The following is a 15,770-nucleotide window of genomic DNA, read 5'->3' on the forward strand; positions in this document are numbered from 1 at the left end:
TCGACCTAACTCAGTCAAGGTCAGTGTCTTACATTCAATCAGTGCCTTAGAGGCCAGCATCAAGCTGTTTAATCGTTTTAGGTGAAGTTCTGGGCAGTATTGGTGTAAAGAATGTTGTAGGATATTGGCTTCGCGCATCTTGTTGTCCAAGTGTAGTTTTTAGCGAAACCATTTGATCATGCAACAAGATGCGCTTCCACCCTAATTTGATGATTTATTTGTAAATCATCAGGGGATTCTTCAGCGCCAGATGTTGATGATGATAGCTACGATAACAGTATGCAAAACGTCACTGGTATGGCCATTTCTGCAGGCCCTACCTACACAATGATCGACTTTGTTATGGGGAAAAATATGACATTTTCAACAGCCAATAATGATCATATAGGTTTACCTGAAGTGGGTGATGATTGGGATAAAAGAGTTAATATAAACTTTGGTTTCTATTTTTAGTTGTAGATCTAGCTCACCATAATTTTAAATTTGTTACTTTTGACACGTGTTGTGATATTTTTGTTGGCTGACAAGTAATGTCTTGGGCTATATTTTAATTATTTAAAATCAAGGTTTTAATTTATGATTAGCTGTAGCACTATTCATGCTTTCTATTTTTCAGCAAAGTATTCTAGCTTTTCACGGGCTGCGGAGATATTAGAAACTACGCAGCCCAATGTCAGTGGGCAAATCATAAAGCTTGAAAAAGATCTTGATACAATCTTGTTTATTCGGAAGCAAGGCCGAGTTTCTTTGTCTAAAGAAGGTGAGAAGCTATATTTAGTCGCTGAAAAAATCGTGACCAGTTATAAAGAGTTTGACAGTGTAGTTGAGTATTTTTTTGAAGAAGAACCCATAGTTGTTGTGACTCAGCCAAGACTTTATTTGAAGTATGTCGCACCTTATTTGACAAATGAGTTATTGGATAATAATTTATTTCACATAAAAACAGGTGAATTAACTGCTATAAAAAGTTGGTTGGATAAGGAAGAGGCAGATATAGTCATTACTGAAGGATTGTTTGATAATCATTCTCGATATTGCAACGAAGGTGTGATTGATACATTGAAATTTAGCTGGGCAAAAAAAATTAATAAACAGTTTGATTTACCCTGTCCAACTCTTGTTCATTCAAAGGCTTGGGATCATTGGCATGACTTGTCTACAGCCTTAAATCGAAATAAAGAATTCAAACGAAAATTAATTATAGATACACCTGATTTTGCAGAGCGTTTGATTGAATATGGGGTGGGTATTGGGCTATTGCCTAATGTGATGATTAGCAATAATGATAATCTAGAAGTATGCCATGGACCAACTCAAAATAATGTCTCTGGGCCAATATGCCTTTATTCAAAAAAGTATTCACAACACAAAAGTTTAAGGGTGTTGGTTAATATGTTTAAAAAAGTATCAAACGATAGTTTAGATATAAAATAATTGCAGTCTATTTTTCTTAAATCAGTCAGTCTTGTTAATGTGTTTAGATTATCTGATACTATACTCAATGCTGCTGCGGCATAAAGCTTATTATTTTATGCCACATATACAGTCAGAAACCGCCATATAATATCAATGCTTATTTTACGGCAGGCAAGTAACGGTAGAGATGACGCATTCGTTGGGTAGTTGGGTCGTCATAGTGTCACCTATGCTAAGTTGACTCGCTGATGTGATAACAGCGCCGTTTGCGTCGGTTGTAATACTGTAACCACGGCTTAGGGTTGCAAGCGGGCTGACGGTTTCGAGTTGATGGGCCGCGTATTTTATCCGCTGTTCACTTTGGCTAAGTTTGTCCTGCAATGCATCCTGTAAGCGGCTCGCAAGATAACTTAAGCGGTTACCCTCAATGGCGAGTTTATGCTTGGGAGATTGCTGTTCAAGGCGGCTTGCGAGCAACTGCTGACGGCGGCTGAGCAGATGCAAGCGATTCGACAGCGCGGACTCTAGTCGTAATTGCATCTCATCGAATCTTTGTTCGAACTGCTGCAAAGTCCGTTTAGGGTCCTGGCGTTGCAGTCTGTGCTCTAGCAAACTAAGTCGTCTTTCTTGTTTAAGCTGATAATGTTTCGCGCTTTGTTGCAGGCGCGATAAGGCTGTGGCGAGTTTTTGCGCTTTATTACCACTGTCTTGTGATAATAGCTCCGCGCCCGCAGACGGTGTTGGGGCGCGGATATCAGCAACATAATCACTGATAGTCGTATCAACCTCGTGGCCGACGGCGCTGACAATGGGCAGGGCGCTGTTATAAATCGTATGGGCGAGGGCTTCGCTGTTGAAACACCACAAATCCTCAAGCGAACCGCCGCCACGGGTGAGCAGTAATACATCGACTTCTAAACGTTGGTTGGCGATATTGATTGCCTGACAAATACTCTGTGCTGCGGTTTCGCCCTGAACTTGAGTCGGATAGATAATGACTTCAATCGAAGGATCGCGCCTTGCCAATACATGTAATACATCACGGATCGCCGCACCCGTAGGTGACGTAATAACGCCAATGCGTTGAATATTTTTGGGTAGCAATCTTTTGGTGTCGGCGGCGAATAATCCTTCGGCGGCGAGCTTCATCTTGAGTGCATCGAACTGTTGGGCGAGTAATCCATCCCCAGCGGGCAGCATGGACTCAATTAATAATTGATAGTCGCCTCTGGGTTCATAAACGCTGATCGCGCCTTTGACCAGTACTTGCTGACCATTGATGGGCTTAAAGCTGACCGTTTGGTTACGGCCCTTAAACATGGCGCAACGGATCTGTGAAGAGTGGTCTTTTAAGGTGAGATACCAATGACCTGAGCTGGGGGAGGAAAAGTTGGATATTTCGCCATTGAGCCAGATTTTACCCAGTTGCCCCTCGAGAATTTGTCTGACTTCACCATTGAGCCGCGAGACAGTATAAATGTTGTTTTTGGTGCCTTGCATCGAATAACTCAATAAAATGGGGATATTTACTATTTTCCATTTACCAGTGGCGATATGCAAGGTATAATCCCGCCGCAATATTTCACCTCTAAATCCTACTCAACTGGGGAGATGTTGCATATGCTACGTTTAATTAAAGAAGCGCTTACTTTTGACGATGTGTTGCTTGTTCCTGCGCATTCGACTGTACTCCCAAATACCGCCATTCTAAAAACTCGCCTGACCAATACCATTGAATTGAATATCCCACTTGTGTCTGCCGCTATGGACACAGTTACCGAAGCTCGTCTTGCGATCGCGATGGCGCAGGAAGGAGGTTTAGGCTTTATTCATAAAAACATGAGTATTGAAAAACAAGCCGAAGAAGTTCGTAAAGTAAAAATTTACGAAGCGGGCGTGGTTCAACAACCTGTGACTGTGACCCCATCAACGACCTTAGCCGATCTGAAAGTGTTAACACTGAAGAATGGTTTTGCGGGTTATCCCGTGGTCAACGAAGCCAATGAGCTGGTCGGTATCATCACTGGTCGTGACGTACGTTTCGTGACAGATTGGAGCAAAACGGTAGAAGAAGTGATGACGCCTAAAGCGCGTTTAGTCACTGTTGCCGAAGGCACTAAATTAGATGAAGTGCAAAAATTGATGCACTCACATCGTATCGAAAAAGTTCTTGTGGTTGATGATAACTATAAGCTGAAAGGCCTCATCACAGTTAAAGACTTCGAAAAAGCCGAACGTAAACCGAATGCCTGTAAAGATGAGTTAGGCCGTTTACGTGTTGGTGCCGCCGTAGGTGCGGGCGCTGGTAATGAAGAGCGTGTTGACGCTCTGGTTAAAGCCGGTGTTGACGTTTTACTTATCGATTCTTCCCACGGTCATTCCGAAGGCGTTTTACAACGCATTCGTGAAACTCGCGCTAAACATCCTGATTTGCAAATTATCGGTGGTAACGTTGCTACGGCTGAAGGTGCATTAGCCTTAGTCGAAGCGGGTGTTAACGCAGTTAAAGTGGGTATTGGCCCTGGTTCTATCTGTACGACTCGTATCGTGACAGGTGTTGGCGTACCACAAATTACTGCGGTATCCGATGCTGCCGCAGCCATGAAGAGCCTAGGTATTCCTGTGATTGCCGACGGCGGCATTCGTTTCTCTGGCGATTTAGCCAAAGCATTAGCCGCGGGTGCATCTTGCATTATGGCGGGCTCAATGTTTGCGGGAACTGAGGAAGCACCAGGTGAAACTGAGTTATATCAAGGCCGTGCGTATAAATCCTACCGTGGTATGGGTTCATTAGGTGCTATGTCTCAAGGTTCATCTGACCGCTATTTTCAATCGGACAACGCTGCAGACAAGTTAGTCCCCGAAGGTGTAGAGGCGCGCGTGCCTTATAAAGGCAAGTTGAAGGAAATCATCCATCAACATATGGGCGGCCTACGTTCTTGCATGGGATTAACAGGTTGCGCCACCATTCTAGAGCTGAATGAAAAAGCCCAATTTGTGAAAGTGACTTCAGCGGGCATGGGCGAATCCCATGTACACGATGTGACTATCACGAAAGAAGCGCCCAACTACCGTTCAGGTTCTTAATCGTTTGATAAGAGGGGCGGCGTAAGCCGCCTCTTTGTAAAACGTATGATCCAATACTTAAAGCTGGCAGTCGCTGCTTTGAGCAATGTTAAAACAATAGATGAGATAAAGGTTACCCATGAGCGATATTCATGAGCACAAGATACTGATCCTCGATTTTGGATCCCAGTACACTCAACTGATTGCCCGTCGTATCCGTGAAATCGGCGTTTACTGTGAATTATGGGCTTGGGACGTAACAGAAGCCCAAATCCGCGAATTTGCCCCGAACGGCATTATTCTTGCGGGCGGACCAGAAAGTGTTACGGCTGAAAACTCGCCGCGTGCGCCTGAATACGTCTTTACCGCAGGTGTGCCGGTACTGGGCATTTGTTACGGCATGCAGACTATGTCTGAGCAGTTGGGCGGTAAAGTGATCCAAGGTGTGGGCGAAGGTGAATTCGGCTACGCTCAAATTGAAATGCTGACAGATTCATTGCTATTCAAAGGCATTGAAGATGCGGTTAGCAGTGACGGCAAACCCTTACTCGACGTATGGATGAGCCACGGTGATAAAGTGTCGGCTATTCCTGAAGGGTTTGTGGCGGTCGCTAAAACGGACACTTGTCCATTTGCCGCTATGGCAAACGAAGAGAAGCAATTCTTCGGCGTACAGTTCCACCCAGAAGTGACCCACACTCGCCAAGGCATGCGCATGTTATCGCACTTTGCCTTAGACATTTGTGGCTGTGCGGCGAACTGGAAACCTTCCTCTATCATCGAAGATGCGATTGAGCGCTTGAAGAAGCAAATCGGTGATGATGAAGTGATTTTAGGATTATCGGGCGGTGTTGATTCTTCGGTTGTGGCTATGCTGCTACACCGTGCTATCGGTAAAAAACTGACCTGCGTATTCGTTGATAACGGTTTATTGCGTTTGAATGAAGCCGAGCAAGTGATGGAAATGTTTGGCGATCATTTCGGCCTGAATATCATCCATGTTGATGCGGAAAACCGTTTCCTCGATGCGATGAAAGGCGAAGCCGATCCAGAAGCTAAGCGTAAGATCATCGGCCGCGTATTCGTGGAAATTTTCGATGAAGAATCGAAAAAATGCGCCAATGCCAAATGGTTAGCGCAAGGCACGATTTATCCAGACGTGATTGAATCTGCCGGTAGTGCCACAGGCAAAGCCCATGTGATTAAATCTCACCATAACGTTGGCGGTTTGCCAGCCGATATGGCGCTTGGTTTAGTCGAGCCTCTGCGTGAACTGTTCAAAGATGAAGTGCGTAAAATTGGTCTTGAGTTAGGCCTGCCATACAACATGCTTTATCGTCACCCGTTCCCAGGACCAGGTCTTGGTGTACGCGTATTAGGTGAAGTGAAAAAAGAATACTGTGACTTGCTGCGCCGCGCCGATGCTATCTTCATTGAAGAACTGCATAAAGCCGACTTATACAATAAAGTCAGCCAAGCCTTTACTGTGTTCTTACCTGTACGCTCAGTCGGTGTTATGGGCGATGGCCGTAAATATGACTGGGTTGTATCACTGCGCGCCGTGGAAACAATCGATTTTATGACAGCCCATTGGGCACATCTGCCCTATGATTTCTTAGGTCGCGTATCAAACCGTATCATTAACGAAGTCGATGGCATTTCCCGTGTGGTTTACGATATCTCTGGCAAGCCGCCAGCGACTATCGAATGGGAATAAGTTAATTATTTGAATTAACGATTAAAAGGCGCCTAGTGCGCCTTTTTTGTTGTTCGATGGATTAACTTAGGCTAATGAGTCAGCCGTGAAATATCTGTGCTTGACTGATATAATCCGGCTTTATTTTTTGCTAAAAGAGATAAAGGTGTAAGTGGTGCAAACGCAACAAGACGAACAATCTCAGCAAGATGAACATTGGATGCAAGTCGCGATGGAGATGGCAGAAAAAGCCGAGGCCGAGGGCGAAGTGCCAGTAGGTGCGGTATTGGTCAAAGGCGGTCAGCAGATTGCGACGGGTTACAATTTATCCATTAGCCAGCACGATCCTAGCGCCCATGCGGAAATTTTATGTTTGCGGGAAGCGGGGCGTTTGGTCGAAAACTATCGTCTTTTAGATGCGACTTTATATGTCACCCTCGAGCCTTGCGCTATGTGTGCGGGCGCTATGGTGCATAGCAGAATTGCTCGTGTGGTATTTGGCGCACGCGATGAAAAAACGGGTGCAGCGGGTACTGTGGTGAATTTATTGCGACATCCGGCGTTTAATCACCAAGTTGAAGTCACATCTGGGGTGCTGGCCGATGCTTGTAGCGCGCAATTGAGTCGTTTTTTTAAACGCCGCAGGGAAGAGAAAAAAGCCCTGAAACAGGCTCAAAAGGCGCAGCAAGCTATTGGGTAAGTGACGATTAACGTGACAGGATTAATCCTGAGACTGAATAAAAGTAAAGAAGAGTTTTTGACGATTTAAAATACGGCGATGACGAATTTTTAGCAAAGTACGACGACGCGCAACGGTATTGTTGATGGTTTTTCTTCTCATATTGACCCCATTAATTGTTATTATCGATGCCCTACAGAGATTTATCTTAGGTCATAACCCAAGACAGTAGCAGTTGCACAGGAGTGCAGCAATAGCACTGGTCAGATAAGCTGAACTAAACGATGTTTTTAATCGCAAATTTGAGTTAGGTTGGCAAACCTTAATTCAGCTTGCCTGTTGCTTAGTATCTGACCTTGTTGAAGACATCTACGTACATCTTGATGTTTTTATGTTGATGTTCTAATTGCGTAAAACTCTGTACTTGATATATAAGAAGTGAATTGTTGGATTGTCGTTTGGCCCATGCACCTGAGCGCTAACGAGTTAAGCTATTTAGGTTGATCAGGACTTAACGTTCCCGCAGGAAGTACGGGTTCTTCCGCAGTAAGATCGCTCGAGTCTTCATCGGGGTCAGGTTGTTTCGACTGATTATCCACCCAGACTAACGTGTCATAGTAGCGACGGATGCTGTCGACGTAATGAACGGCTTCACTGCCTCGGGCGTAACCATAACGTGTTTTTTGATAATATTTACGCTTTTGCAGTAGCGGTAGTACCTTTTTTAAATCTCGCCAAGCATTGGGATTTAACTCCATCGATTCCGCAAGCTTACGTGCATCTTCAATATGGGCATATCCTATGTTGTAAGAGGCCAGCGCAAACCACATGCGTTGACTCTCGGGGATCGATTCTGGCAGGCGATTGATCATATCGTTCAAATACGCCGCGCCGCCGCGAATACTTTCTTCGGCATCGAGTCGGTTGGTGATCCCAATCTCTTTGGCGGTTGGCTGAGTCAACATCATCATGCCACGCACTCCTGTGGCCGAGCGGGCATTAGGATTCCAATGTGATTCTTGATAGCTGGTTGCTGCCAGTTTACGCCAATCTAAATTGCCAGCATGGGTTTCAAATAATTGTCGATAACGCGGCAATACTGTCTCAATGGCACGGATAAATGCGCGAGTATCAATATAATCGAAGCGTTTTACATGACCAAAGTATTTCTCGTTGAGATGATCCAGCGTACCGGCAAGCTTCTCTTGGTGCCAAAAGGCCAGCAATTTACTCATAAGTTCATCACTGTGAGTGGGAGGTAACAGCCAGATCACATCGAGTTTTTCTTCTAGCACAGGGCCTGAGCGTAGGTCGGGCAGGTAGCGACGGTTGATCTGTACGCTGCTGGAGTCGGCGATAGTGTAGTCAATTTCTTTGTTGGCAATCATGGCCAACAACTCTTCACTGTCTTTGTCGGTAATTTGATCCCACACCAGCGTTGGATAATGCTTTTGTAACTGGGTCAAGGTCTCGACGAAGGAAGAGTCGGCGATAACGGTGATCTTGCCTTTTAAGTCGCTGATGTCTTTTGGGGTTGGCATGCCTTCGCGATACACCAACACTTGATTCACTCGGTATAGCGGTGGACCTAAGCGGAACTGTTCTCGCCTTGTGGGCGTTTCTGTCATGCCTGCAGCAATAATATCGATTTCATTCTTTTTGAGGGCTTCGTACAGCTCGATACGGTTTGTGTAGGGCACCATTTTTAAGGGCACATTTAAGTATTCGGCAAACAATACCGCCATATCGTAATCGAAACCGCTATCACCTTGGCCCGAAGTCATATAAATCTGTGGGCCGTAAAGTGTACCTACTCTTAGCTCAGTTAATTTTTTCGGCACGAATTCTGTTTCGTCCACGGTCACCTGCTGACAGGCAGTCAGTAGGAAACTTAAGATAAGAGCGAACAGAAATCGAGTCATTAAATGTACTTATAGTAAATAAAATCAATATTATAGATAGCGAGTTAACAGTGGGGCATTAGTGGTGAACTGGCTGACATTGGTGGGATTATATCCGTTTGTCTGCGATTTCGAAAAAAAATCATTCTGGGGGAAAGTACAGCCGACACAATACTGGGCTTTTTATATCACAGGAAACACTGTTTTGCGTAAGGTCGCAGGTGATTTGTGACAGACATTTCCTTATAATAGCGCCACCTCTGACCCCTGCAATAATAAATAATAAGGTGAATAGACGTGATGGAGATCATCCGCGGAGCCCCTGCACTCTCGACGTTTAGGGTGCAAAAGCTGATGGAGGCCTGCGAAAACGCGGCGCTTCCGGTACGCCAAATCTATGCTGAGTATGTCCATTTAGCGGATTTGAGCGAGTTGCTCGACACAAATGAACGCCAGCAACTTGAAAAAATTCTCACCTATGGACCTGCGATAGAAGCTCATATCCCCCAAGGTTCACTCCTGTTTGTCACTCCTCGCCCCGGTACTATTTCTCCTTGGTCTTCAAAAGCCACTGACATCGCGCACAATTGTGGCCTTGGTAAAGTAAAGCGTTTGGAGCGAGGCGTTGCGTATTATGTCGAGTCAGATGCACTGACAGCGCCTCAGCAACAAGTTTTAAATGCGTTGCTGCACGATCGCATGGTTGAAATTATCCTCGATGATTTTGCTAAAGCCGATGTGTTGTTCAAACGCACTGAGCCTGCGCCGTTTAAGAGCGTCAATATTCTTGCCGAAGGTCGCCGCGCACTTGAAGTGGCTAACACTGAATTGGGGCTTGCTTTAGCTGAAGATGAAATCGATTATTTAGTCGAGAACTTCGTCCGTTTAGGTCGCAATCCCCATGACATCGAATTGATGATGTTTGCTCAGGCGAACTCTGAGCATTGTCGTCATAAGATTTTTAACGCAGATTGGACCATTGACGGTGAAGCTCAGCCTAAGTCACTGTTCAAGATGATCAAGAACACCTTTGAAACCACGCCTGATCACGTGTTATCTGCCTACAAAGATAACGCTGCTGTGATGGAAGGTTCGGTTGCGGGTCGTTTCTTCCCCGATCCTGATGGGGTATACAACTACCACACTGAACCAATGCACATCCTGATGAAAGTGGAAACCCACAACCATCCAACCGCCATCAGCCCCTATCCTGGCGCTGCAACCGGTTCAGGTGGTGAAATCCGTGATGAAGGCGCGACGGGTCGTGGTTCTAAACCTAAAGCGGGTTTAACAGGCTTTAGTGTATCCAATTTAAAAATCCCGGGTTTTGTTCAACCATGGGAAGGTAACTATGGCAAGCCAGAACGTATCGTGAGCGCGCTGGACATCATGACCGAAGGCCCACTGGGCGGCGCGGCATTTAACAACGAGTTTGGTCGTCCGGCATTGGTCGGTTATTTCCGTACTTATGAGCAGGAAGTCAGCAGCCACAACGGTGTTGAAGTCCGTGGTTACCACAAGCCAATTATGTTAGCCGGTGGTTTAGGTAACATTCGTGAAGAACACGTACAAAAGGGCGAAATCACCGTTGGCGCTAAGCTAATTGTGCTGGGTGGCCCTGCGATGAACATAGGTCTGGGCGGCGGCGCCGCTTCGTCTATGGCATCGGGTCAATCGAGTGAAGACTTAGATTTTGCTTCTGTGCAACGTGAAAACCCAGAAATGGAACGTCGTTGTCAGGAAGTGATCGACCGCTGTTGGCAGCTTGGCGATAAAAACCCTATCCAATTTATCCACGATGTGGGCGCTGGCGGTTTGTCGAATGCTTTCCCTGAACTCGTGAATGACGGCGAGCGCGGCGGTTTATTTAATCTGCGTAATGTGCCTTCGGATGAGCCTGGCATGAGCCCGCTGGAAATTTGGTGTAACGAATCACAAGAGCGTTATGTGATGTCAGTTGCCCCTGAAAACCTCGCGCTATTTACTGCCATCTGTGAGCGTGAGCGCGCGCCTTTTGCGGTGGTGGGTGAAGCGACGGCGGAAAAACACCTGACGCTTAGCGACAGCCATTTCGACAATAATCCTATCGATTTACCGCTCGAAGTCTTATTAGGCAAAGCGCCTAAGATGAGCCGCGATGTGGTATCGGCCAAAGCCGTATCGCCAGCGCTCGAACAAAACAAGATTGATGTTAAAGAAGCGGTTAAACGCGTACTGAGCTTGCCTACAGTTGCGGATAAAACCTTCCTTATCACTATTGGCGACCGCACAGTTACGGGGTTAGTGAACCGTGACCAAATGGTGGGTCCATGGCAAGTGCCTGTGGCCGATTGCGCTGTGACTGCGGCAAGCTTTGATACCTACGCCGGTGAAGCTATGTCACTGGGTGAACGTACACCGCTGGCACTGCTTGATTTTGGCGCCTCTGCCCGTATGGCTGTGGCTGAGTCAATCATGAATATCGCTGGTGCCGATATCGGTTCATTTAAGCGTATTAAGCTTTCTGCCAACTGGATGTCTGCCGCGGGTCACCCAGGTGAAGATGCGGGTCTTTATGAAGCGGTGAAAGCCGTAGGTGAAGAACTGTGTCCAGAGCTGAGCTTGACCATTCCGGTCGGTAAAGACTCTATGTCGATGAAGACCGCATGGCAGCAAGATGGCGCGGATAAAACAGTAACGTCACCTATGTCATTGGTGATTACCGCCTTTGGTGTGGTGCAAGATATTCGCAATACAGTGACGCCAGAGCTATGCACAGATAAAGGCGAAACGTCTTTACTGTTAGTGGATTTAGGTGCGGGGAAAAATCGTTTAGGTGGTTCTTGTTTAGCCCAAGTGTTTGGTGAGCTGGGTGATATTGCGCCGGATCTTGACGATGCTGCACTGCTGCGCGGTTTCTTCGAAACCATGCAAAATCTGGTGGCTAAGAAGTCGGTTATCGCTTACCACGACCGTAGCGACGGTGGTTTATTCACTACCTTAGTGGAAATGGCTTTTGCCGGTAATACAGGTTTAGACATAGATGTAGAAGACTTGCAGGGCACTGATTTAGAACGACTCTTTAATGAAGAGCTCGGCGCTGTATTGCAAGTGAGCCGTGACAATGCTGCGAAAATTGCCGCTCAGTTCGCTATCGCTGGCGTGCCTTGCCATGTGATCGGAACTCTAGCCGACGATCAACGCATCACTGTTAAAGATGGCGCGCGTGAAATCTTCAGTGATACCCGTGTAGCGCTGCGTACTGTGTGGTCAGAAACCACGTATCGTATGCAAGCTCTGCGTGATAACCCAGCGTGCGCGCTTGAAGAGTTCAAACTTAAGCAAGACGAAACTGATTTAGGCTTAACCGTTAACTTAAGTTTTGATCCAAGCACTGATGTTGCCGCACCTTATATCCTTAAGGGCGCTGCGCCTAAGATGGCGATTTTGCGTGAGCAGGGCGTTAACTCCCACGTGGAAATGGCAGCTGCTTTTGACCGCGCTGGATTTGAAAGCCGCGACGTACACATGTCGGACATTTTATCTGGCCGTATCAGCCTAGAGGATTTCCAAGGCCTAGTGGCCTGTGGTGGCTTCTCCTACGGTGACGTATTAGGCGCAGGTGAAGGTTGGGCTAAGTCGATTCTGTTTAATGAGCGAGCTCGCGATGAGTTTTCTCGTTTCTTTGAACGTGACTCAAGCTTTGCCCTTGGCGTGTGTAATGGCTGTCAAATGCTGTCAAACCTGAAAGAAATTATCCCAGGTAGCGAGCACTGGCCACGTTTTGTGCGTAACCGCTCGGAGCGTTTCGAAGCGCGTTTCAGCTTAGTTGAAGTACAACAGAGCCCGTCGTTATTCTTCCAAGGTATGGCCGGTTCACGTATGCCCATTGCTGTATCTCACGGTGAAGGTTTGGCTGAGTTTGCTAGCCCTGAAGCGCTGGCGATTGCCGAAGCGTCAGGCACGATTGCGCTGCGTTTTGTCAATGGTAAAGGTGATATCGCGACTCAGTATCCACAAAACCCGAACGGCTCGCCAAATGGCTTGACTGGGATTTGTACCACAGATGGCCGCGTAACCTTGATGATGCCGCACCCCGAACGTGTATTCAGAACTGTGGCTAACTCTTGGCATCCAGATGTTTGGGGTGAAGATAGCCCTTGGATGCGTATGTTCCGTAATGCGCGAGTGACCTTAGGTTAAGCGTTTAAAGTCAACGGCTTTTGCCTTTGTTGAGGGGCAAAAGCAGGTTAATGAAAGCGTAAAAAAGGAGCGATAATTTCGCTCCTTTTTTTATATATAAAATGCATTTTATGGAAGTGATTGTATTTCAAATTATTAACGCTTATTGCAAATAATCTAATGGATTAAAGTGGCAAAATAGCCACTTTAATCGGTAAATACCTATTAATAGGTATGTTGCGCATTTGATACGGGGCGTGGTGTTTTATGGGGTTCTGGTGTTGTTGGGGGATGCTAGGGTCTTAATATAGAAAAAGCCCCCAATCTCAGGGAGATGGGGGCCCGTTTTGCGCTAACAAAACTTCACATAAATGCAATAAATTTCACGAGTAATTCTGGGGATTATTTCAGCTCATTAGCTGTATAAAGTTCAACAAAAACACGCTTGTAGCTGTTAACCAGACGTTCAAATAATTTAGTCATATCGATATCTCCACACCAAAAGTTAGTACCTATGTGCGCGAAGTTGGTCTTGGCTGGGCTACGACACCAGTTCTACCAAATTGTCTCCTTAACACAGGACATATATTAAACAACTTAGGTTAGCTTCTCAAACGAGAAAAAATACAAATATTCATTATTAAAACTAATGCATTTTAGCCTGTTAGATTGTGGTTTTTTATATTTATATGTATTTATATTTGATTTTAAAGGTTTTAAATTGTGGCCACTTAAATTTGTGACAATATTTTTTTAGTTAATTTGTTGCAACATTATTTATTTATTGGTTTTTTGATGATTAGAGCTGATTTTTACTGCCTAGTTGGTAAAAGTATGACTTTATATTAATTAATGGCTGCTCACTACTCTTGTTTTTATCGATTGTCAATCCTCTCTGGTGGGGAAGTGTGTGCCTCACCGCAAAACCCACCTAAACCCCTGAGTTTGATTGATTTGCATCAAAGCGAGGTGGTATAAAATAGCCACAAATGAAAATGAATAAATATCTTAACTATCTGATATTTATATCGATGAAATCATTTGATTGAGTGAGTGGTAGGGCGTCGGTCTCAGTTACTTGCGATAGTGTGACTCGCGTCTCAATATGCAACAGATATTGGTACTTTTTAGCCCTTGCTGCTTCGAACTAATGCAAAAGATTAAATTTAACGGTTTATACTGTTGTCGCAGATATAAACACAAAATGAAAACTCACTATCCTACAAAGGCACTTGCTGTGATTGACGCGGGTTTTGTCATAGCAATTGGACGCACCAAGTAAGGAGTCACCGATGATTGTTGAAGAGGTTGTTGAGCTATCGCGGTTGCAGTTTGCGCTGACAGCCATGTATCACTTCCTATTTGTTCCCTTGACTTTGGGGTTGGCATTTTTGCTGGCTATCATGGAATCACTGTATGTGATGACAGATAAACAAATTTATAAAGATATGACTAAGTTCTGGGGTAAGTTATTTGGTATTAACTTTGCCTTGGGGGTTACCACAGGTTTGGCAATGGAATTCCAGTTTGGTACTAACTGGTCTTACTATTCGCATTACGTAGGGGACATCTTTGGTGCGCCTCTGGCTATTGAAGGTTTAATGGCCTTCTTCCTTGAATCTACCTTCGTGGGTATGTTCTTCTTCGGTTGGGATCGTTTCACTAAGCGTCAGCATTTAGTCGTGACTTGGTTAGTGGCCTTTGGTTCTAACATGTCGGCATTGTGGATCCTAGTGGCAAACGGTTGGATGCAAAACCCTGTGGGTTCAGTGTTCAACTACGAAACCATGCGTATGGAAATGACCAGCTTCGCTGAGGTTGTGTTTAACCCTGTCGCGCAGGTTAAGTTTGTTCACACCGTCGCTTCGGGTTATGTGGCGGGTGCCATGTTTGTACTGGCGATCAGTGCTTATTACATCCTCAAGAAACGTGACTTACCTTTTGCCCGTCGCTCATTCGCGATTGCGGCAAGCTTTGGTATGGCGGCGATTCTGTCGGTTATCGTGTTAGGTGACGAATCTGGCTATAAAGTGGGTGAAGCACAGCGCGTTAAGTTAGCAGCGATTGAAGCTGAGTGGCATACCGAGCCTGCTCCAGCAGCCTTTACTGCTGTCGGTTTTCCGAATCAAGAAACCATGAAAACAGATTTTGCAGTCAAAATTCCTTATGCGATGGGTATAGTGGCAACACGCTCGTTGGATGAAGAAGTGACTGGTATTCATGACTTGATTGCTGAGCATGAAGTGCGTATCCGTAACGGTATGAAAGCCTATGCCATGCTAGTGAAACTGCGAGCGGGTGAAGAAACGCCTGAACTACGTGCTGCTTTTGAAGAAGCGAAAGTCGACTTAGGCTACGGTTTCTTACTGAAACGCTACACAGACAAAGTGGTTGATGCGACTGAAGAGCAAATTAAAGCAGCAGCTAAAGATTCTATCCCGAACGTAGCACCGATTTTCTGGAGCTTCCGTGTGATGGTAGGTCTAGGCTTTATCATGTTGTTCGTATTTGCTGCGGCATTCTGGCAAAGCACACGTCATCAAATTGCCGAGAAAAAATGGGTACTTAAAGCTGCACTTTATAGCTTGCCATTGCCTTGGATCGCGATTGAGTGTGGTTGGTTTGTGGCTGAGTATGGTCGTCAACCTTGGACGATTTCTGAGGTACTACCGACCTTTATGTCTGCGTCAAGCTTAACGACTGGCGACTTATGGTTCAGTATCCTTTCTATCACCTTGTTCTACACTGTACTGCTGGTGATTGAGATGTTCTTGATGTTTAAGTTTGCCCGCATTGGTCCGAGCAGTTTGAAAACTGGTCGTTATCATTTCGAGAACCTAGAAGCCTAAGC

The 15,770-nt window shown here is 45.6% G+C and carries 8 protein-coding genes and 2 pseudogenes; 7 read left to right on the forward strand and 3 right to left on the reverse strand.

Going from position 1 to position 15,770, the window contains the following annotated elements; genetic code table 11:
* A pseudogene (locus tag L5M17_RS20460) lies at positions 1-138 on the reverse strand (IS4 family transposase); the annotation flags it as partial.
* Positions 139-246: 108 nt separating this feature from the next.
* Between L5M17_RS20460 and L5M17_RS20465 the strand changes: the two are divergent.
* Positions 247-453 (forward strand): annotated as a pseudogene (locus L5M17_RS20465) (hypothetical protein); the annotation flags it as partial.
* A gap of 123 nt (positions 454-576) precedes the next feature.
* Complete coding sequence (locus L5M17_RS20470) at positions 577-1,434, forward strand: LysR family transcriptional regulator (protein ID WP_263148977.1); 858 nt, start codon at positions 577-579, stop codon at positions 1,432-1,434.
* 144 nt (positions 1,435-1,578) lie between these two features.
* On the opposite strand, the gene xseA is transcribed toward L5M17_RS20470, so the two are convergent.
* Positions 1,579-2,916 carry an exodeoxyribonuclease VII large subunit gene (gene xseA, locus L5M17_RS20475; RefSeq protein WP_263148978.1) on the reverse strand — a complete coding sequence of 446 codons (1,338 nt, stop codon included), beginning with the start codon at positions 2,914-2,916 and terminating at the stop codon, positions 1,579-1,581.
* Positions 2,917-3,036: 120 nt separating this feature from the next.
* On the opposite strand from xseA, the gene guaB reads away from it, so the two are divergent.
* From guaB to tadA, 3 genes are all read left to right on the forward strand, one after another.
* On the forward strand, positions 3,037-4,503 hold the full coding sequence (guaB, locus tag L5M17_RS20480; RefSeq protein WP_006085677.1) for an IMP dehydrogenase: 1,467 nt from the start codon (positions 3,037-3,039) through the stop codon (positions 4,501-4,503).
* Between the two features lie 118 nt (positions 4,504-4,621).
* Entirely contained in the window at positions 4,622-6,199 is a 1,578-nt protein-coding gene (guaA, locus tag L5M17_RS20485; protein WP_028761248.1) for a glutamine-hydrolyzing GMP synthase, read from the forward strand.
* Between the two features lie 154 nt (positions 6,200-6,353).
* Complete coding sequence (gene tadA, locus L5M17_RS20490; RefSeq protein WP_411568947.1) at positions 6,354-6,878, forward strand: tRNA adenosine(34) deaminase TadA; 525 nt, start codon at positions 6,354-6,356, stop codon at positions 6,876-6,878.
* A 470-nt stretch (positions 6,879-7,348) separates the two neighbouring features.
* Here the strand turns inward: tadA and mltF are convergent, their stop codons facing one another.
* Positions 7,349-8,779: a membrane-bound lytic murein transglycosylase MltF gene (gene mltF / locus L5M17_RS20495; RefSeq protein ID WP_263148979.1), complete on the reverse strand. Its 1,431-nt coding sequence runs from the start codon at positions 8,777-8,779 to the stop codon at positions 7,349-7,351.
* 279 nt (positions 8,780-9,058) lie between these two features.
* On the opposite strand from mltF, the gene purL reads away from it, so the two are divergent.
* Together purL and L5M17_RS20505 are read left to right on the forward strand one after the other, a co-directional pair.
* Positions 9,059-12,940: a phosphoribosylformylglycinamidine synthase gene (gene purL / locus L5M17_RS20500; protein WP_263148988.1), complete on the forward strand. Its 3,882-nt coding sequence runs from the start codon at positions 9,059-9,061 to the stop codon at positions 12,938-12,940.
* A 1,271-nt stretch (positions 12,941-14,211) separates the two neighbouring features.
* Positions 14,212-15,768 (forward strand): cytochrome ubiquinol oxidase subunit I, encoded by a 1,557-nt coding sequence (locus tag L5M17_RS20505; protein ID WP_028761244.1) that lies wholly within the window; start codon positions 14,212-14,214, stop codon positions 15,766-15,768.
* The last annotated feature ends 2 nt before the right edge of the window (positions 15,769-15,770 follow it).

Origin of the sequence: Shewanella sp. SW24 (assembly GCF_025653395.1) — a bacterium.
Lineage (GTDB): Bacteria > Pseudomonadota > Gammaproteobacteria > Enterobacterales > Shewanellaceae > Shewanella > Shewanella oncorhynchi.